We start from the raw sequence: 16,841 nt of genomic DNA, 5'->3' as shown, positions 1-16,841 counted from the left end.
TGAAGCTGGACTTATAGGGAGTAGGTTAATCATGTTGACAGTAATTGCAGAAATCCGTACCCGTCCAGGGCAACATCATCGCCAGGCGGTGCTCGATCAGTTCGCGAAGATAGTGCCGGTGGTATTGCAGGAAGAGGGATGTCATGGCTATGCGCCGCTGGTGGATCACGCCGCGAACGTGAGCTTTCAAACCACCGCACCGGACTCCATCATGATGGTGGAAGTGTGGGAAAGCGTGGCGCACCTTGAAGCCCATCTGCAAACGCCGCATATGAAAGCGTGGAGCGAAGCAGTAAAAGGCGATGTACTGGAAACCCATATCCGTATTCTGGAAGCGGGTCTCTGAACATTGTCTTCCCCTCTCCCTGACGGGAGAGGGATGTGTTGCCTACCAGTACAGTTTCCAGCTTTGCGAAAACCGCGCCAGCGCCTCCACATAGAAATAATCCCCCCAGCTACTGCACTCATCCACCCCTTTATTGCTCGCCAGATGGTAAACCGAATGCTTGAGTAGTCCGTTCGTGGCCTCGTTTTTTCCCGCCAGGTAGTGTTTACCTAACGATGACATGATCTGCATGGCCCACTGCTGGTAACGCGCGCGATCCGGGTCCGTCACTGGCAGGTGTTTGATCAGCTCCAGCAAACCGCACACGGCAATCGCGGCCGACGAAGAGTCCCGCAACGCATCGGTACCCACCAGCGCCAAATCCCAATGGCAGACCGCATCGTCCGGTAAGCGGTTGAGAAAATAGTTAGCCAGCCGTTTCGATAGCGCCACCATCTCACGGTCGCCGGTATAAATGAAACTCAGCAGAAAACCATAGATCCCCCACGCCTGCCCGCGCGACCAGCATGAGTCATCCGCATAGCCTTGCTGCGTATTGCCGTAGCGCGGTGCACCGGTTTTCACGTCCATATAGTAAGTATGGAAGGTGGATGCATCTTCGCGGATCAGGTATTTCGCCGCCTGCTTCACGTGGGCTACAGCCGCATCGGCAAAACGCCGATCCCCGGTTTGCTCCGTTGCCCAATAGAGCAGCGGCAGGTTCATGTTGCAGTCGATGATCATACGACCCGCCTGCTCCGGATCCGCGAGATCGCCCCACGCCTGGATGATCTGCGCCTTGTGATGAAAACGTTCCAACAGCGCTTCCGCCGCCAGTAACGCGAACCCTCGCGCATCCCGGCTGCCGGTCAGCCGCCAGCCCGCCACACAGGAGAGTGTGTATAAGAAACCGAGATCATGGGTGTTGGTGTCATGCCGCGCGGCGATGCGCACGCCGAAAGAGCGCACATGTTGCTCCGCCAGTGCACGAAATGGCTCCTCACCGCTCATCTCCCACGCCAGCCACAATTGCCCGGTCCAGAAACTGGTGGTCCACTCGATATTATCGGTTAACGGATAATATCCCTGCACGCAGGTTTCGGCGGGGAACTTATCGCCGAATTCCGTTAAATGACGGCGAATCAGTTCAAGGGTATGCGCCCGCGCCGTCTCCAGTTCATCTTTAAAGGTCTGCGCATCAATTTTGGTGCCGGGATAATCGCGTAACGTTTCCTCAACGAGGTTACTTAACATATTTCGGTTCCTTCTTTTTACAGATAATTAGCGCAGCCATTAACGCGTCACATTATTGCGGGCAATATCCAGCGAACCGCTCTGCCGCCATTTGCTCTGGCACGCGGATAACGTAAACAGCGAGACAAGCGTAAACAGCAGCGCAATCCCGCCCATAATGATGTAGGTATTTTCAAAACCGATGCGGTCATACAGAATCCCGGCGGGTGAGGAAACCACCACGTTGCCGACATACAACATGGCCTGATAACCAAGTAAATACATGGTCGCATTTACGCGTTTATCAAAATGCTCGGCGATATATTTAAATACCGACACCAGCAGAAGGCAGATTTCCAGGCCGTACAGCGGTTTTAATACCGAAATCAGCAGATGCGATTCGCACAGCCCGGAGATGATTAACCGCGCCCCCACCACCATGCCGACAATCAGCAACCCACGCTTAGCGCCAATAAAATTCACAAACAGCGGGATCACCATATACATCACGAACTCCATGCCGGACTGGACCGTTCCCAGATAACCAAAGACGGCATTGCCCTGATGGACATCATCAAAGAAGGTCACAAAATAGCGGGAGAACTGCTGTTCGGCGATAAACATCATCCATGCCACACCGGCTACATACAGGCAGAACGCCCAGAATTTACGGTTACGTAGCAGCGCATAGACATCCGCCGGAACGATCTTCTCTTTGGTCAGCACCTCATTGGCATGGGCAGAGTGGACATTCACTTTCAGGCTTAACAACACCGCCAGCATCACCAGCGAAGCGACCGATCCCATCATAAAGTTATAGGCGGGCGAGAGATTAAACAGCAGGCCGGAAAACGAGGATGCCACCGCCCAGCCAAGCGACCCCCACATGCGAATCTGACCAAATTCCATACCGTTTAAACGGCTGTAGCGATCGGTATAAGACTCGCAGGCGGCCACTCCCGCATACCAGGCAAAACTTAAATAGATTGCCCCGACAATAATTCCCAGCAACGTATTCGACATTAATAACGGCTGATAAACATAAATAAAAAACGGTGCCATTAATGCCGACATCAGCACCACAAAATAGAGCAGATATTTGCTCATACCGATTTTATCGAGGATATAGCCGTAAATCGGTTTCAGGATCACGGAGAAAATACCGTTCACGGCAAATACCGTACCAATGACCGTGCCGCTCAGGTTGGCTTTTTGTCCTAACCAGATAGCCAGCAGCCCAATACTGGCCGACCAGGTAAAGAAATAGAGAAAGATAAATGTGCTGATTTTGTAATATTCAGTTTTAGGGTTGATGGCTGTCTTTTCCATACTATCCTCGGCGAAAGCATGTAGGGTTAAGAGTTCGGCATCCGGTAATAACCGGGAATTAAAAAGTAATGACGTGTTTTGCTTTTCCGGCCTGGTGAATAACCAGCGCCTGTTCTTCTCTGTGCAGTTGCGGTATGCAGGAATTAAATGCCCCTTCAGAGGCGGCGGCCTGTACCGCGCTCGCCAGCCAGTGACGACCAGGGGGAATATCGCCCTGCAACACCGGGATCGCCGCGCAGGGAGCAAACATAATGCTGCTGTTTGGCGGTGTAACCACGCTCTCCGCCTGGCGCATAACGGTGCTTGCCAGCGGGAAAATGGCGCTGATGCCGTTTTCCGCCACCACCAGGCTTCCGCCCTCTTCGCAACGATGCGCGGCTTTCAGCACCGCGAAACCACCCTCCACGCTCTGCAAATGGCGGGCGGAGTCAATACGGTGTACCCGCACATGCCAGTCGCCATAGGGGATCAGCCAGGTGGCAATATGCACGTCATGCCACGGTGACCAGCGGGAGAAAATGGCCTGTTCGCTAACGACCACCTCGTCACATTCCCGGCGGCCGCGGAAATAGTTATCACCGTCGCTGAGCAGCAGCATGGAGTCGCAGGCGGCGTGTTTAATGCCATAACGCCCGCGTTCAATGGTGAAGCCAAACAGGCTTGAATAGGCAAATTTGGTGTATTTCGCCTCGGTGTTGACGTAATTGTTCAGCTCAAGCTGCCCGGAAGCGAGCATCCAGACATGCCGCGCGTGATCACTGTGCACCAGAATTTGCCCGGCGTGCGGCAGGGTTCGCTGCGCGGCCCGCTCCGGCAACGGTAATTCATCGGCCTGCCAGAACGGGTGCGCAGCGGGTAGCGCCAGAATGAGAAAGACCTTTAAGGCCCAGTACGGCGAACCCGGTGAGTTGTAGTCTTCGCACATCGCCAGGTTGGGGTAGGCAAAACCCAGTGTCAAAATGCCGTCACGGTCAAAAATCGGCTGCTTCTGCCACCAGCGCAGATGGCGCAAGATCACCCCTTTCACCACGCCAGCCGGGAAAACATCCAGCCCGGAGAACGCCACTGCACTCCAAAAAGCAACCATCGCAAAACGGTACGTCAGGCTGCGTCCATAGGGGACGCACTCCCCTTCCGCAGCCGACATTGAGATAAAATCCTGCGCAAACAGGCGCGCCCGTTCGCGGATAATGTCTGCCCGCACGGGGTCGTCATCGCCATTCAGCGTGGCGTAAACCAGGCCGTAAAAATGGAACGCCATCGGAATGTAGTAATCTTTCGGTCGGCCAGGACCATCGGAATACCAGCCATCACCCAGGTAATAAGCGTCCATCATCGCAAAACGGCGTTCAATCGCCGCGGCATCCCAAGGGAGTCCCGCACGTTTAAAGCCCAGTTGCACCATGATGGCAAAGAAATGCCAGTTGCTATCGGGCATCTCAGCATCGGTAATCTGGTTAAGCCAGCGATGCAGGTTATGCACTTCGCGTTCGCTAAAGCTTGCGGTGAGTGCGTCGCCCAGTAGCGCCAGACCGAGGCCATAGGCAGCCATCTCCACCAGGCGTTGATCGTAAGGCCCGGTTTCCCCCCAGTAGCCCTCACTTTGCGGATCGGTGCCGCGCTTTATTGCCGCCAGGTATTTCGGGCTAAACGGTTCGGCATCGCCTCCCGCCATCAACGGGAACAGCCCCCATAATGCCCGCGACAATCCCTCCATCTCTGCAATATCGGTAGGGTAATGGGCGCTGGTCGCCCCCAGTGAAAAGCGGGATTCCCCCGCCGGGAACTGGCGATCCAGCGCGCTCAGCATCGTGTTCAGCGCGGCGACCACGTCGTCGCGGGATGACAATGGATTTGATGTTTTCACTTCCGCCGTCTGCATAGGTTGCTCTCCCTTGGGTGTGGCTGAAGGATAGTGAATGCATGAGAAGGGGAAATGTTAGCTTTGTCACACCGCCTGAATTTGCCTGAAACCGCTATTGAGGAAATTTAAAACTGTGGTTTATAACTGGATTCATTCGGGCAAAAATTGAGAACTGTTGCACTATGAGTGACAACTGGCAGGCAGAGCGTCTTGAGCTGATCACCCTGAATGACACCATCGTGTCGTTCAGTCGGCTTTTCGCCAATACCGTGCGTTACCACCACTGGCATCAGTGTCTGGAAGTGTTGTACGTCGAAGAGGGTTTTGGCGTGGTGATTGTCGATAACCGCCAGTACACCATGCGCCCCGGTCGGCTGTTTTTCTTCCCGCCCTTTACCATTCATAAAGTGATGGTGGATGAGCAGGCACAGGATCGTTATCGCCGCACCATCATTCATGTCGATCACCGTGCGGTGCTCAAACAGCTGCGCGATTTCCCGCATAACCACAGCCGTTTACAGCGTCTCTCGCTGCGTGGCGGCGCGGCGGTGGTGATGGACGCCGCCGATATTCACCCGCATATCGATCACCTGTTTAGCTGTTATGCCAGGCTTGCTGCCTGCGCCAGTCTGACGGGCGAGCAGGTCGCCTGCCTGCTGCTTAACCTGCTGGGCATGTTGCCGGAAGCCAACGAGGAGTTGCCGGAAGAGCGCAGCGGCATTGCCACGCCGGTAATGTTCTGGCTGGAAGAAAACTACCGGCAAAAATTCAGTCTCGACAGACTGGCTCAGGAGCTGGGCAAGTCCCGCAGTTATGTCTCGCGCCGTTTCCATTTCGAAACCGGTGAGCATATCCATCAATACCTGAACACCATCCGTCTGCGAAAAGCCTGTGATCACCTGCTGCACGGCGTACTCAGTATCCGCGAGATCGCCGATGACGTCGGTTTTTCCGATGTGACCTACTTTATCAGCGCGTTTAAGAAGGGCATCGGCGAAACGCCACTTCAGTACCGTAAAAATCATCCCACGGCGCAGCGCTGACTGTTGCCCCTGGCACGGTTTTGCTATGGTGATGCTCTGATAACTTCACCGGAAAAAGCATATGGAACGGCTGGATTGCGATCGCATGTTTGTGGCGGTAATGGAAACCGGCAGCTTTACCGGCGCGGCGCAACGCTGCGGCACCAGTCACGGTCAGGCCTCTAAGCTGATCTCCCGCCTGGAACATGAACTGGGGGTCAATCTATTGCGCCGTAGCACACGCTCGCTCACCCCCACAGAGGTGGGACAGGCCTATTATGAGCGCATTCGCCAGTTACTGATCGATTATGACGCGCTCAATGACTCGGTACGCAACATTGCTAATGCCCCTTCCGGTCTGCTGCGCATCTCTGCGCCTGTCACCTTTGGCACGTCGCAACTGACGCCGCATCTGGTGGCGTTCGCCCGTCGTTATCCGGATATTGAGCTGGATGTCAGCTTTGCCGATCGGCTGGTCAGCGTGGTGGATGAAGGATTTGATCTGGCATTACGCATCGGCAGCCTGACGGACAGCAGCCTGGTCGCACGCCGTTTGTGTGCAATTCGCAACGTGGTGGTGGCATCGCCGGACTACTTGGCCCGCCACGGTGAACCGTCGCACTGGCAGCAACTCGACCAACACAGCCTGATTGTCGATACCAACTTTCGTGACCCCTGGCACTGGCCGTTTATTGATGCGCAACAGCAGCTACACGCCCAGCCAGTGCGCGGGCGCATGAAGTTCTCCAATGCCGAAGTCTGTCTTGAAGCAGCTTGCGCCGGGCTGGGCATTGCGCGGATACCGGTTTTTGTGGCCGGAAAAGCGCTGAAAGCCCAGCGTGTGAAACCGCTGCTGAGCGCCTATGAAGCGCCGCCATTGGCGCTGTTCGCTGTCTATCCTCCCGCCCGCTACCTGGCGCAGAAGTCCCGCGTGTTGATCGACTTTCTGGTGGAATCCTTCTCACCACAGCCCGTCTGGGAACAGGGGTGGTGATAATTTCCATATTGGAAATAAACATACCTGTTCTGAGCGGATAATCATTGATATGGAAAGACTATACACTCCCCTCATCAACTGACCTGAGAGGAAGACCACCATGTTCGATCAACGCACGACCCCGTATGCTGCTCTGCTGATGCGCCTGGCGCTGGGTATTCTGTTTCTGGCGCATTTCAGCCTGAAATTTTTCGCGTTTACCCCGGCGGGCACGGCAAAATTCTTTGCGTCTCTGGGACTGCCAGGCTGGCTGGCCTACATCACGATGACTGTTGAACTGCTGGGCGCAATTGCCCTGATCCTCGGTGTCTACACCCGCATTGTGGCGATTGTGCTGATTCCTATCCTGCTTGGCGCTATTTTTACCGTACACGGTCCGGCGGGCTTCTTCTTCACAAACCCGAACGGTGGCTGGGAATTCCCGGCATTCTGGATCGTGGGTCTGCTGGTGCTGGCGTTAACCGGCGACGGTAAATTCGCACTGAAGCCCACCACACGACAGAGTTAACGGAGTTTATATGCTGATTGAGGGTAAATGGACAGCGGACTGGCATCCGGTACAGTCTACCGACGAGAAAGGTGGCTTTGTGCGCCAGACCTCCAGCTTTCGCCATTGGGTCACACCGGACGGGTCGGCTGGCGTCACCGGCGATGGTGGTTTTCAGGCCGAACCGGACCGTTATCACCTGTATGTGGCGCTGATCTGCCCGTGGGCGTCCCGTACGTTGATTGCGCGCAAACTGAAAGGGCTGGAAGCGGTCATCAGCGTGTCCGTGGTCGAACCCTGGCTGCTGGCCGAAGGCTGGCATTTTGGTGATTACCCCGGCGCTCATCGCGATACGCTCAATCAGGCGGAGTGGCTGCATCAACTTTACACCCGCGCCGACGCCCGATTTACCGGGCGCGCAACGGTGCCGGTGCTGTGGGACAAGAAAACCCACACCATCGTGAATAACGAGTCGGCCGATATTGTGCGCATGTTTAACAGTGGCTTTGGCGAGCTGGCAAACCAGACGCTCGATCTCTATCCGTTGCCTCTGCGCGATGAGATCGACCGCCTGAACGCGGAGATCTACCCGAATCTCAACAATGGGGTTTATCGCGCCGGTTTTGCCACCACGCAGGTCAGTTATGAAGAAGCGGTCAGCGATGTGTTTACGCAACTGGATAAACTGGAAAGCCACCTTGCGCAGCGCACGTTTCTTTGCGGCGACCAGTTAACGGAAGCGGATATTCGCCTGTTCGTGACGCTGGTGCGCTTTGATGCCGCTTATCACGGGCTGTTTAAATGCAACCTGCGCAAACTAGCGGAATATCCCCATCTGGACCGCTATCTGCGCCAGATGCTGGCCTACCCCGGCATTCGCGAGACGGTGAATATCGATCACATTAAGCAGGGCTATTACTCCATCAAAGCCCTCAACCCTAACGGCATTGTCCCGCAGGGGCCGGATTTGAGCGCTTATGGGCTCTGACAGGACGCGATGATGAAAAAAATGATTGTGCTGTTACACGGTGTTGGCAGCCGCGGAGACGACTTGCGCGGCCTAGGGAAATACTGGTCGCAGACGCTGGGCGATGTGCTGGTGGCTTCGCCAGACGGGCCGTCGCACTTTGATATGGGACCGGGTTTCCAGTGGTTTAGCGTTAACGGCATCACCGAAGAAACGCGTGCCGGACGTATTGCGGATGCGCGCGCGGCATTCAATGCCACGATCAACGGGTTGCTCGAAAAGCATGATGTACAGCCAGGCAGAGACAAGCTGGTGCTGGCGGGCTTCTCTCAGGGAGCCATTATGTCGCTGGACGCGCTGGTTAATGGTCAGTGGCCGCTGGCGGCGGTGGTCGCCTTTTCCGGTCGTCTCGCCTCCCCCCGGCCGTGGCAGCCTGCAAGCAATACACCGGTGTTACTGGTACACGGGATGAGCGATCCGGTGATCGCCTGGAAAGAGAGTGAGCGCGCCGCCGCAGCCCTTGGGGACGCGGGTATCAATGCCGATACGTATTTTGAACCCGGCGTGCCGCATACCCTTACCGCCAATGGCGCGATGAAAGCCGCCAGTTTCCTGCAACCCCTGCTTAACCGTGTAGATTAACGCGTGACGGGATGCCGGACCGGCATCCCTGTTTACGCTACCAGTTGCTGCATGACCTGGATAAAGGCAGACGTGATGCGCGTTTCGTGCACATGCCGCCCCTCTTCAATCACCCATCGTCCTCCCACCATGACTCTTTTTATCGGGTTGGCCGCACAGGCAAAAATCCAGCGGTTCAGCCGTTCGCGATCGCCGGCAGTGGCCAGGAAAGGATCGCGGCTATCCAACAACAGCATATCGGCACGTTCGCCTGTCGCCAGTTGACCGATTGGCTGACCTAACGCCCTGCGCCCGCCCTGCAACGCCCCCTGATACAGCACATTACCGATATACGGCTCGTCGGGCAGATGCAGAAGATTGCGCCGCCGCTGACTCAGCCGTTGACCGTACTCAAACCAGCGCAGATCTTCCGTAACGCTGACGCTAATATGGCTGTCGGAGCCAATTCCCCAGGCACCGCGCCGGGTAAGGTAATCCGCGCCGGGGAAAATACCGTCGCCAAGGTTGGCCTCCGTGGTCAGACACAGACCCGCCACTGCACCGGATGCGGCCATCCTGCGCGTCTCTTCCGGCGTCACGTGCGTCGCATGGATCAGGCACCAGTGTTCATCCACCGGTTGATGGCGGTACAGCCACTCCACCGGGCGCAGCCCGGACCAGGCGACGCAGTCCTCCACCTCTTTTTGCTGTTCAGCGACATGAATATGTACTGGCTGTTTTTGCGGACTGGCCTCGAGTACCGTCTGCATCTGTTCCGGCGTCACCGCCCGCAGTGAATGGAAGCACAGCCCGGTACGCTGCATCGGTTCACTGGCAAGCTGTGCAGTAAGCGTTTCATGCAGCGCCAGATAGCCTTCGGTGTCATGAAGAAAACGGCGCTGCCCGGCAGAAGCTGCCTGCCCACCAAAGCCGGAATAGCTATAGAGCACCGGCAGTAACGTTAACCCGATGCCTGCGGTTTTAGCCGCCTGCGAAATACGCAGCGCCAGTTCAGCGGGGTGCGCGTAAGGTTTGCCACCGCGATCATGGTGTAAATAGTGAAACTCCGCCACAGAGGTATAACCGGCTTTCAGCATTTCGATATACAGATAGCTGGCAATCACTTCCAGTTGGTCCGGGCTGATTTTATCCACCAGCCGGTACATCAAGTCCCGCCATGTCCAGAAGCTGTCCGCCGGATCGCCCACCACTTCGGTCAATCCCGCCATGGCGCGCTGAAAGGCATGCGAGTGCAGATTTGGCATCCCCGGCACCAGAAAACCCGCCAGCCGGATGTCGTCATCACCCGGCTGACTGTCGCTTTCCAGCGCACTGATCATGCCCTGTGCTGAAACCGTGATCCTGACATTATTTGCCCAACCTTGCGGCAGCAATGCTTTTGCCGCGAAATAGACCGCCATATCCCCTCTCCGCGCAGACATTCACAAGATGTATATACATGTTTATATATATACATCTAATAGGGGGTAGAGTAAACTTTATCACTCATCAGGTGAGGATAGCGTAATGGCGCAAAGCGACGTGTTTAAAACAGTGGCTGAAGAAGGGCATCTGGATCAGCCCGCCCCTTTCTATGAAAGGGTAAAAAGCATGATCAAAACCAATGTTCACAGCGGCGTCTGGCCGGTCAATTTCCGCGTACCATCCGAAAGTGAACTGGTCAGCCAGTTCGGCTACAGCCGCATGACCATTAACCGCGCCCTGCGCGAGCTGACCGCCGAAGGTCTGCTGGTGCGTATGCAGGGCGTCGGCACTTTTGTCGCCGAAGTGCGTGGGCAATCTGCGTTGCTGGAAATCAATAACATCGCCGATGAGATTGTCAGCCGCGGTCATCGTCATCACGCCCGAGTGCTTGAACTCACCCAGTTGCATGCCGATGCCCAGCAAGCACTGGCATTTAACCTGCCAAAAGGCAGCCGTCTGTTCCACTCGTTGATCTGCCATTACGAAAACGGCGTACCGGTGATGCTGGAAGACCGATTGGTGAATGCGTTAATTGTGCCGGACTATCTACAGCAGGATTTTACCCGCATCACCCCGAACGCCTATCTCTCCTCCATCGCGCCGATTGTAGAAGGGGAACACATTATTGAGGCGGTCAACGTGCCCCGCACGGAGTGCGCGTATCTGGAAATTGATGAACACACCCCTTGCTTACAGGTCAATCGCCGTACCTGGACCGGTCGGCAGGACAAAAAAATCGTCACCAGCGTGCGGCTGGTCTACCCAGGCCCACGCTACCGGCTGGAAGGAAGCATGCGCAAATGACCGTGCTGCTGTCCTACGCCGACTATGCAGAGATGCGCTGGAAAAACGGCCAGGGTGTTACCCGTGAAGTGTGTCGTTTTCCCGGAAGCGAAGCGTACGACTGGCGCGTATCGGTCGCCACCATTCGTGAGAACGGCGCATTCTCGCGTTTCTCTGGCTACCTGCGAAATATCAGCGTGCTGGAAGGCGACGGCATGTTCCTCACCCTCGACGGCCAACGCAGCGCACTGATCCCGCCTTTTCAGGCAACGGATTTTAACGGCGACAGTGACGCATACTGCGAGGTGGTCGGCGGGCCGCTGCTGGATTTCAACGTTATCTATAACCCGCAAACCACACAGGCTGCCGTTCGCTGGGCGTGCGATGGAGAGTGGGCGCATCCGCAAGGCACCCTGCTGCTGTTTAACGCCGGTGACGCACTGGATGTCGCCGTTAACGCACAATCATTTACCTTGCAGCATTACGACAGCTTGTTGATCGATGCCCCGGCGACCCTCGCAGTCAACGCAGGCGCAGACACGCATTTCGCCTGCGTAACACTCCTCTCCCGCTCATCGCGGCGCTGACGTTTACCCATTCTCCGCTTCGTCGTTAATCAGCGCACAAAGCTGGCGACTCAACTCACCGCTGGCAATCAGATCGCGAACAGCGTGCATATCCGGATATAGCGCCGTATCCGTTTCACGAAACGCCACCCGCTTACGCACCTGCGCCAACGTTAACTCCGTGCCGACGGATGCCCGCAGCGGGCGGTGGAACTCAATCGCCTGACAGGCACATAGCAGTTCAATCGCCACAATATCCACCGCATTCGCTACCGCTTGCCGTGCCTTACGCGCCGCCGACACACCCATGCTGATATGATCTTCCTGCCCGGCGCAGGTCGATACCGTGTGCACGCTGGCGGGCGCAGCCAGACTACGGTTATCCCCGGCGAGCGCGGCTGCGACATAGGGCGGGATCATCATCCCGGAATTGGCACCGCTTTTGCCCACCAGAAACGCGGGCAGTCCACTGAGATGCACGTTGGTGATCCGGTCTGAGCGCGCTTGTGAGGCCGTGCTGAGTTGGGCAATCGCCACCGCCAGCGCATCCAGCGCCAGTGCCAGCGGCGCGCCATGCCCGTTCCCCCCCGGCAACGTCACCAGTTCATCCGCTTCAATTAAAAATACCGGGTTATCAGTAACCGCATTGAGTTCGGTGGTCACGATATGGCGGCAATGCGCCAGTTGATCGCGCACCGCACCGTGGATCTGCGGAATGCAACGCAGACTGAGCGCATCCTGTACCCGATGGTCGCGGTAGCGTTGAAGAATGTCGCTTCCCTGCAATAAGCGGCGCAAAATGCGTGCCGTTTCCTGTTGTCCGGCATGGGGGCGTAGCGCATGCAGTCGTGCATCGTAGCCGCGGGTGTTGCCTTTCAACGCTTCAAGGCACATGCCGCCCGCCATATCCGCGACCGGCAGCAGCTGTTCAAAATCCCGCACCGCCAGGCAGGCCAGCGCGGTGATTTCGTACGTGCCACTGATCAGCGCATGCCCTTCACGCGGACCGGGAACACGGGGCGGGATCCCCGCCTTCGCCAGCGCATCGGCGGAAGGCAGCAGCTGCCCCTGATACCAGCACTGCCCTTCGCCAAACAGGGATAAACCGATATGCGCGGTGGCAATCAGATAGCCAACGGAGCCGCCAGCCGGAGACCACGGAGTAACCTGCCGGTTCAGCATGAGTGCCATCCGCTGCGCCAGTTCCGCACTGACGCCGCTGCATCCTTGCAGCAACGATTTCAGCATCACCGCCATCATCGCCCGCACTTCCCGCACCGACAGATCTGCCCCCATGCCACAGGCATGGCTGCGCAGCATATTAAGTTGCATGCTGGCAATCTGATCCGCAGAGAGACGCTCGGTTACCAGATCTCCCACGCCGGTTGTCAGGCCATAGATCACGTCGCCACGGTTCATGGCGTTGTGGATATACCCGCTGACCGTATCCATGTACGACAGCGCATCAGGATCCAGCGCCACTGGTGCACCATCGGCAATACGCACCAGTTCATCAAGAGTCGTGGTGGCCCGGCCTAATGTCACCGCATCACGCTGTTGCGTGGAAGAAAAGGACGTTGTCGTCATCTTGCAGCCGTTCCTTACTTGCTCAGTTGGTGTTTAACCAGCCACTGGTGCGCCACATCATCAATGCTGGCGAACTCAGCAAGCTGTTCATTCATGGCAATCAGATCCTCGGTCGTCAATTGCGCGGAGATCGCATTCAGCGTGCTTTGAATGGTCGGGTTCAGCGTGGCGCTGGCGACAATAGGAACAATATTCTGTGCCGCAAACAGGTGTTTTGGATCATCAAGCGCCACCAGGTGATCTTTTTTGATCTCCGGCGTAGTGGAAGTGAGATCCGCGACCTGGATCTGGTTGTTTTTCAATGCGGTCAGCGTCAACGGACCGGCGACATCCAGCACTTTAAAGCTTTTGAAATTCAGGCCGTAGACCTCGCGCAAGCCGGGAACGCCTTCATGGCGGGTTTTCCACTCCGCCGGGCCGCCAAGCACCAGCTCACTGGCAATCGGCTTCAGGTCATCGATGGTTTTCAGTTTGTACTTGTCGGCGGTCTTTTTCGTCACCGCAAGCACATCACTGTTCTGCGCCGCAGAGGTGTTCAGCATGCTGACATTTTTTGGCAGTTTCGTGGCCAGCGCTGTGGCCACCTCTTCCGAGCTGTGCGCGGTATTTTTCGCATCCAGATAGCTTAGCAGCGCGCCGCTGTACTCCGGGATAACATTAATAGAGCCATCAAGCAGCGCCGGAATATAGACTTCGCGACTGCCAATATTGAGTTTTTTCTCTACCGGAATGTTCTGCGCTTCCAGCGCACCGGCGTAAATGGTCGCCAGTAACTGGTTTTCCGGGAAATCCGCCGAGCCGATAATGACTTTCTGACCGGCGTCCGCAGCCCAGACAGAAGAAGCGACAGACAGCAGTGCGGCACTGAGCAACATAAGAGAGCGTTTCTGAACATTCATCGTGTTAACCTTCTGTAATTAAAGGACTAAGCATCACTGGTTGTGGGTACGCCGGGAGATGCCTGGCGACACCACCACTTTCCCGACGAGCGAAAATAAGAGATCAATCATCAGTGCCAGCAGCGCGACGAGGATCGCGCCGGCAGTCATTTGTGCGAAATCATTCGCCGCCCTGCCATCGATAATCAGCCGCCCGAGACCGCCAAGCGACACATACGCCGCGATGGTAGCGGTAGAGACGATTTGCAACGCCGCGCTGCGAATCCCAGAGAGGATCAGCGGCGCAGCACAAGGTAATTCCACCTGCATCAGTACCTGAAACGGGGTCAGGCCAATGCCTTTCGCCGCATCATGCACACCGGGATCCACCGAGCGAATCCCCGCGTGTACGCCCAACGCCACCGGAGGCAACGCCAGAACCACCAGCACAATGATGCAAGGCAGTACAAAGGCCATATCCGATTCGAAATAGCCCGCCAGCAGGATCACCAACAAAATAATCAGACCAAACGAGGGCAGTGAGCGCAGTGCGTTCGTCATCCCCATCAGGAGCGCCTCCCCTTTACCGGTATGCCCGGTATAGCACCCCACCGGGAAAGCAATGGCGATCGCAAATGCCAGCGCCGCTGCGCTATAGCCCACATGCTGTAACAGCAGAGGCGCAATGCCGTCATCGCCGTACCAGTGGCTGGGATCGAAAAACCATTCAGACATTGCTCATCCCCTTTTAGGTTGCCAACGGCTCAAGATGCGGGTTATCGCCACGACCAACGCATCAAGCACCAGGGCCAGCACGATACACAGCGCAATACCGGCGATAATTGGCGTGAGAAACTGCAACTGAAAACCCTGCGTAAACAGCGATCCCAGTTGCGGCGCGCCAATCAGCGCTGCCACAGAGACAATACTGACGTTGGACACCACGGCGACGCGCAGGCCCGCGCCAATCACCGGCACGGCAAGCGGCAGATCGATTTGCAGAAACTGTTGCAGCGGCGTGTAGCCCAGCGCAGAAGCAGACTGCCGGGTCTCGGTCGGGACCGAATCCAACCCGTCGCACACCGTCCTGACCAACAGTGCAAAGCTGTAAATCGTCAACGCCACCACCACGTTGAGCGGATCGAGGATTTGCGTATTCAGCAGCGGTGGCAACAGCACAAACAGCGCCAGCGACGGAATGGTGTATAGCAGGCCAAACAGATTGAGGATCATCGCTTTGACGCCCGGCAGGCTCTGCACCGCCCAGCCAACCGGCACGGCCAGTAGCAGCCCCATCATGATTGGCGTAATCGACAAGTAGCAGTGCCACAGCAACAGCGAGAGGATTCGGTCGCTCTGCGCCCACAGCCAGTCAAACCTCATAGCGCCTCCTGGGTCAGCGACTTACAGGCATCCAGCACCTTTTCCAGCGACAGCGATCCCACCGGTCGGTGTTGTTCGTCGACCACCACAGCGCGATGACAGGGTGAACTTAACGCCGAGTCCAGCAGCTGACGCAGCGTGCCGCCCTGCGGCGAAAAAGTGGCACCCAGATTGATGTTTTCCGGGGCAATAACCTCTACCTGCTGGTGGGTGTCGAACCAGCCGCAGGCTTTACCCTGCTGCGTGACCAATAACCAGCGTTGCGCACTGACGCCGCACGCTTGTGAAAGAGATGCGCCTATTTCAACGGCAGGTTCCGCCTGAAGGGCTGGCAATGGCCCGGAAGCGTGAAAACTGAGTTTGCGATAGCCACGATCGCGGCCGATAAAGTCCGCCACAAATTCGCTTTGTGGCGCATTCAGCAACTCTCCGGGGGTAGCCAGTTGCGCCAGCTTGCCGCCAGGTTTCAATACCGCGACACGGTCACCCAGCTTCATCGCTTCATCAATGTCGTGGGTGACCATGATAATGGTCTTGCTCACCGCCTTCTGAATGCGCAGAAACTCCTCCTGCAACTGTTCGCGCACCACCGGATCGACCGCACTGAAGGGTTCATCCATCAGCATAAATTCCGGGTCGGCAGCCAGCGCACGCGCCACACCAACGCGCTGTTGTTGACCGCCGGAGAGCTGCCAGGGGTAACGTTTTGCCAGTTGCGACGCCAGCCCAACCACCTCCAGTAGCTCCCCCGCTCTGGCTCTGGCTTTGCTTTTGGTCGCACCGTTAAGGATGGCGGTGGTGGCGATGTTATCGAGGATGGTTTTATGCGGAAACAGCCCGGCATTCTGGATGACGTAACCAATGCGCCGACGCAGTTGCACCACATCCATTTGCGCGGTGGATTCACCGTTCAGCAAAATGGTGCCGGAAGAGGGTTCCACCAGCCGGTTGATCATCCGTAATGAGGTGGTTTTTCCGCAGCCGGACGGCCCCACCAGTACGGTAATTTTCCCTCCCGGCGCAACCAGGTTCAGGCCGTCCACCACAACGGTGCCGTCGTCATAATGCTTGGTCACATTATTGAAAGTAATCATCGCTACGCCTTATGGTCATCATGTGCCGCCAAAGAACAGGGCCGGGTAATAGGCCGTATGTATATCCTTGTATGTACAACTTGCAAGCCATGTGCCATAACGCCATTGCAACCATCACCATTTCAAATAAAAAGCATAAAAACAAAGTATTAAATCAATAAAGCATTCAAGACCTGTGAAAAAAACATATATTCAACTGTGTTGCCGCCTGTACCCGGCG

The 16,841-nt window shown here is 56.5% G+C and carries 17 protein-coding genes; 8 read left to right on the top strand and 9 right to left on the bottom strand.

From position 1 onward, the window contains the following. Nucleotides 1-31 precede the first annotated feature (31 nt). A complete protein-coding gene (locus tag ABGA49_RS12815; RefSeq protein ID WP_061493131.1) occupies nt 32-346 on the top strand; it encodes a putative quinol monooxygenase in 315 nt (104 codons plus the stop codon). A 42-nt stretch (nt 347-388) separates the two neighbouring features. Here the strand turns inward: ABGA49_RS12815 and ABGA49_RS12810 are convergent, their stop codons facing one another. From ABGA49_RS12810 to ABGA49_RS12800, 3 genes are read right to left on the bottom strand one after another with little or no spacing between them, the layout of a single operon-like run. Further along, nucleotides 389-1,579, bottom strand: a complete 1,191-nt coding sequence (locus ABGA49_RS12810) for a glycoside hydrolase family 88 protein (protein ID WP_347665628.1) — start codon at nt 1,577-1,579, stop codon at nt 389-391. Between the two features lie 39 nt (nt 1,580-1,618). Beyond that, the gene (locus tag ABGA49_RS12805; protein ID WP_061493129.1) at nt 1,619-2,887 is read right to left on the bottom strand and encodes an oligosaccharide MFS transporter; all 1,269 of its coding nucleotides are present in this window, start codon (nt 2,885-2,887) and stop codon (nt 1,619-1,621) included. A gap of 58 nt (nt 2,888-2,945) precedes the next feature. Then, nucleotides 2,946-4,769: a DUF2264 domain-containing protein gene (locus ABGA49_RS12800; RefSeq protein ID WP_347665627.1), complete on the bottom strand. Its 1,824-nt coding sequence runs from the start codon at nt 4,767-4,769 to the stop codon at nt 2,946-2,948. A gap of 164 nt (nt 4,770-4,933) precedes the next feature. Here ABGA49_RS12800 and ABGA49_RS12795 point away from each other — a divergent pair, with 164 nt between their 5' ends. The 5 genes from ABGA49_RS12795 to ABGA49_RS12775 all read left to right on the top strand — a co-directional run bounded on the left by ABGA49_RS12795 (nt 4,934) and on the right by ABGA49_RS12775 (nt 8,866). After that, complete coding sequence (locus tag ABGA49_RS12795; RefSeq protein ID WP_134318665.1) at nt 4,934-5,794, top strand: AraC family transcriptional regulator; 861 nt, start codon at nt 4,934-4,936, stop codon at nt 5,792-5,794. A 61-nt stretch (nt 5,795-5,855) separates the two neighbouring features. Continuing rightward, entirely contained in the window at nt 5,856-6,767 is a 912-nt protein-coding gene (locus ABGA49_RS12790) for a LysR family transcriptional regulator (RefSeq protein ID WP_061493126.1), read from the top strand. Nucleotides 6,768-6,870: 103 nt separating this feature from the next. After that, on the top strand, nt 6,871-7,278 hold the full coding sequence (locus ABGA49_RS12785) for a DoxX family protein (RefSeq protein WP_061493125.1): 408 nt from the start codon (nt 6,871-6,873) through the stop codon (nt 7,276-7,278). A 10-nt stretch (nt 7,279-7,288) separates the two neighbouring features. Further along, nucleotides 7,289-8,245: a glutathione S-transferase family protein gene (locus ABGA49_RS12780; protein WP_061493124.1), complete on the top strand. Its 957-nt coding sequence runs from the start codon at nt 7,289-7,291 to the stop codon at nt 8,243-8,245. A gap of 12 nt (nt 8,246-8,257) precedes the next feature. After that, nucleotides 8,258-8,866, top strand: coding sequence for a dienelactone hydrolase family protein (locus tag ABGA49_RS12775; protein ID WP_347665626.1), 609 nt, complete (start codon nt 8,258-8,260; stop codon nt 8,864-8,866). A gap of 32 nt (nt 8,867-8,898) precedes the next feature. Here ABGA49_RS12775 and ABGA49_RS12770 read toward each other — a convergent pair whose 3' ends face one another. Then, entirely contained in the window at nt 8,899-10,266 is a 1,368-nt protein-coding gene (locus tag ABGA49_RS12770; RefSeq protein ID WP_347665625.1) for a formimidoylglutamate deiminase, read from the bottom strand. 106 nt (nt 10,267-10,372) lie between these two features. Between ABGA49_RS12770 and hutC the strand changes: the two genes are divergently transcribed. Together hutC and ABGA49_RS12760 are read left to right on the top strand one after the other, a co-directional pair. After that, nucleotides 10,373-11,134, top strand: a complete 762-nt coding sequence (gene hutC / locus ABGA49_RS12765) for a histidine utilization repressor (RefSeq protein ID WP_061493121.1) — start codon at nt 10,373-10,375, stop codon at nt 11,132-11,134. Continuing rightward, the gene (locus ABGA49_RS12760; protein ID WP_061493120.1) at nt 11,131-11,700 is read left to right on the top strand and encodes a HutD family protein; all 570 of its coding nucleotides are present in this window, start codon (nt 11,131-11,133) and stop codon (nt 11,698-11,700) included. The genes hutC and ABGA49_RS12760 overlap by 4 nt, the downstream gene beginning before the upstream one ends. 3 nt (nt 11,701-11,703) lie before the next feature. Here ABGA49_RS12760 and ABGA49_RS12755 read toward each other — a convergent pair whose 3' ends face one another. From ABGA49_RS12755 to ABGA49_RS12735, 5 genes are read right to left on the bottom strand one after another with little or no spacing between them, the layout of a single operon-like run. Continuing rightward, the gene (locus ABGA49_RS12755) at nt 11,704-13,266 is read right to left on the bottom strand and encodes an aromatic amino acid ammonia-lyase (protein ID WP_061493119.1); all 1,563 of its coding nucleotides are present in this window, start codon (nt 13,264-13,266) and stop codon (nt 11,704-11,706) included. Between the two features lie 14 nt (nt 13,267-13,280). Then, complete coding sequence (locus ABGA49_RS12750) at nt 13,281-14,165, bottom strand: ABC transporter substrate-binding protein (RefSeq protein ID WP_061493118.1); 885 nt, start codon at nt 14,163-14,165, stop codon at nt 13,281-13,283. Between the two features lie 33 nt (nt 14,166-14,198). Further along, nucleotides 14,199-14,879 carry an ABC transporter permease gene (locus ABGA49_RS12745; protein ID WP_061493117.1) on the bottom strand — a complete coding sequence of 227 codons (681 nt, stop codon included), beginning with the start codon at nt 14,877-14,879 and terminating at the stop codon, nt 14,199-14,201. Between the two features lie 3 nt (nt 14,880-14,882). Then, nucleotides 14,883-15,527 carry an ABC transporter permease subunit gene (locus ABGA49_RS12740; RefSeq protein WP_347665624.1) on the bottom strand — a complete coding sequence of 215 codons (645 nt, stop codon included), beginning with the start codon at nt 15,525-15,527 and terminating at the stop codon, nt 14,883-14,885. Then, the gene (locus ABGA49_RS12735) at nt 15,524-16,621 is read right to left on the bottom strand and encodes an ATP-binding cassette domain-containing protein (protein ID WP_088238419.1); all 1,098 of its coding nucleotides are present in this window, start codon (nt 16,619-16,621) and stop codon (nt 15,524-15,526) included. Before ABGA49_RS12735 ends, ABGA49_RS12740 begins: the two co-directional genes overlap by 4 nt. Nucleotides 16,622-16,841 lie beyond the last annotated feature (220 nt).

The organism is Kosakonia sp. WA-90 (assembly GCF_039871955.1).
GTDB classification, from domain to species: Bacteria; Pseudomonadota; Gammaproteobacteria; order Enterobacterales; family Enterobacteriaceae; genus Kosakonia; species Kosakonia oryzendophytica.
This window is presented reverse-complemented; position numbering and strand designations above follow the sequence as displayed.

Coding starts and splice junctions, on each gene's coding strand:
- ABGA49_RS12810 (WP_347665628.1), bottom strand. CDS start 1,579: ATGTTAAGTAACCTCGTTGAGGAAACGTTACGCGATTATCCCGGCACC.
- ABGA49_RS12750 (WP_061493118.1), bottom strand. CDS start 14,165: ATGAATGTTCAGAAACGCTCTCTTATGTTGCTCAGTGCCGCACTGCTG.
- ABGA49_RS12735 (WP_088238419.1), bottom strand. CDS start 16,621: ATGATTACTTTCAATAATGTGACCAAGCATTATGACGACGGCACCGTT.
- ABGA49_RS12800 (WP_347665627.1), bottom strand. CDS start 4,769: ATGCAGACGGCGGAAGTGAAAACATCAAATCCATTGTCATCCCGCGAC.
- ABGA49_RS12775 (WP_347665626.1), top strand. CDS start 8,258: ATGAAAAAAATGATTGTGCTGTTACACGGTGTTGGCAGCCGCGGAGAC.
- ABGA49_RS12780 (WP_061493124.1), top strand. CDS start 7,289: ATGCTGATTGAGGGTAAATGGACAGCGGACTGGCATCCGGTACAGTCT.
- ABGA49_RS12785 (WP_061493125.1), top strand. CDS start 6,871: ATGTTCGATCAACGCACGACCCCGTATGCTGCTCTGCTGATGCGCCTG.
- hutC (WP_061493121.1), top strand. CDS start 10,373: ATGGCGCAAAGCGACGTGTTTAAAACAGTGGCTGAAGAAGGGCATCTG.
- ABGA49_RS12790 (WP_061493126.1), top strand. CDS start 5,856: ATGGAACGGCTGGATTGCGATCGCATGTTTGTGGCGGTAATGGAAACC.
- ABGA49_RS12815 (WP_061493131.1), top strand. CDS start 32: ATGTTGACAGTAATTGCAGAAATCCGTACCCGTCCAGGGCAACATCAT.
- ABGA49_RS12755 (WP_061493119.1), bottom strand. CDS start 13,266: ATGACGACAACGTCCTTTTCTTCCACGCAACAGCGTGATGCGGTGACA.
- ABGA49_RS12745 (WP_061493117.1), bottom strand. CDS start 14,879: ATGTCTGAATGGTTTTTCGATCCCAGCCACTGGTACGGCGATGACGGC.
- ABGA49_RS12740 (WP_347665624.1), bottom strand. CDS start 15,527: ATGAGGTTTGACTGGCTGTGGGCGCAGAGCGACCGAATCCTCTCGCTG.
- ABGA49_RS12805 (WP_061493129.1), bottom strand. CDS start 2,887: ATGGAAAAGACAGCCATCAACCCTAAAACTGAATATTACAAAATCAGC.
- ABGA49_RS12795 (WP_134318665.1), top strand. CDS start 4,934: ATGAGTGACAACTGGCAGGCAGAGCGTCTTGAGCTGATCACCCTGAAT.
- ABGA49_RS12760 (WP_061493120.1), top strand. CDS start 11,131: ATGACCGTGCTGCTGTCCTACGCCGACTATGCAGAGATGCGCTGGAAA.
- ABGA49_RS12770 (WP_347665625.1), bottom strand. CDS start 10,266: ATGGCGGTCTATTTCGCGGCAAAAGCATTGCTGCCGCAAGGTTGGGCA.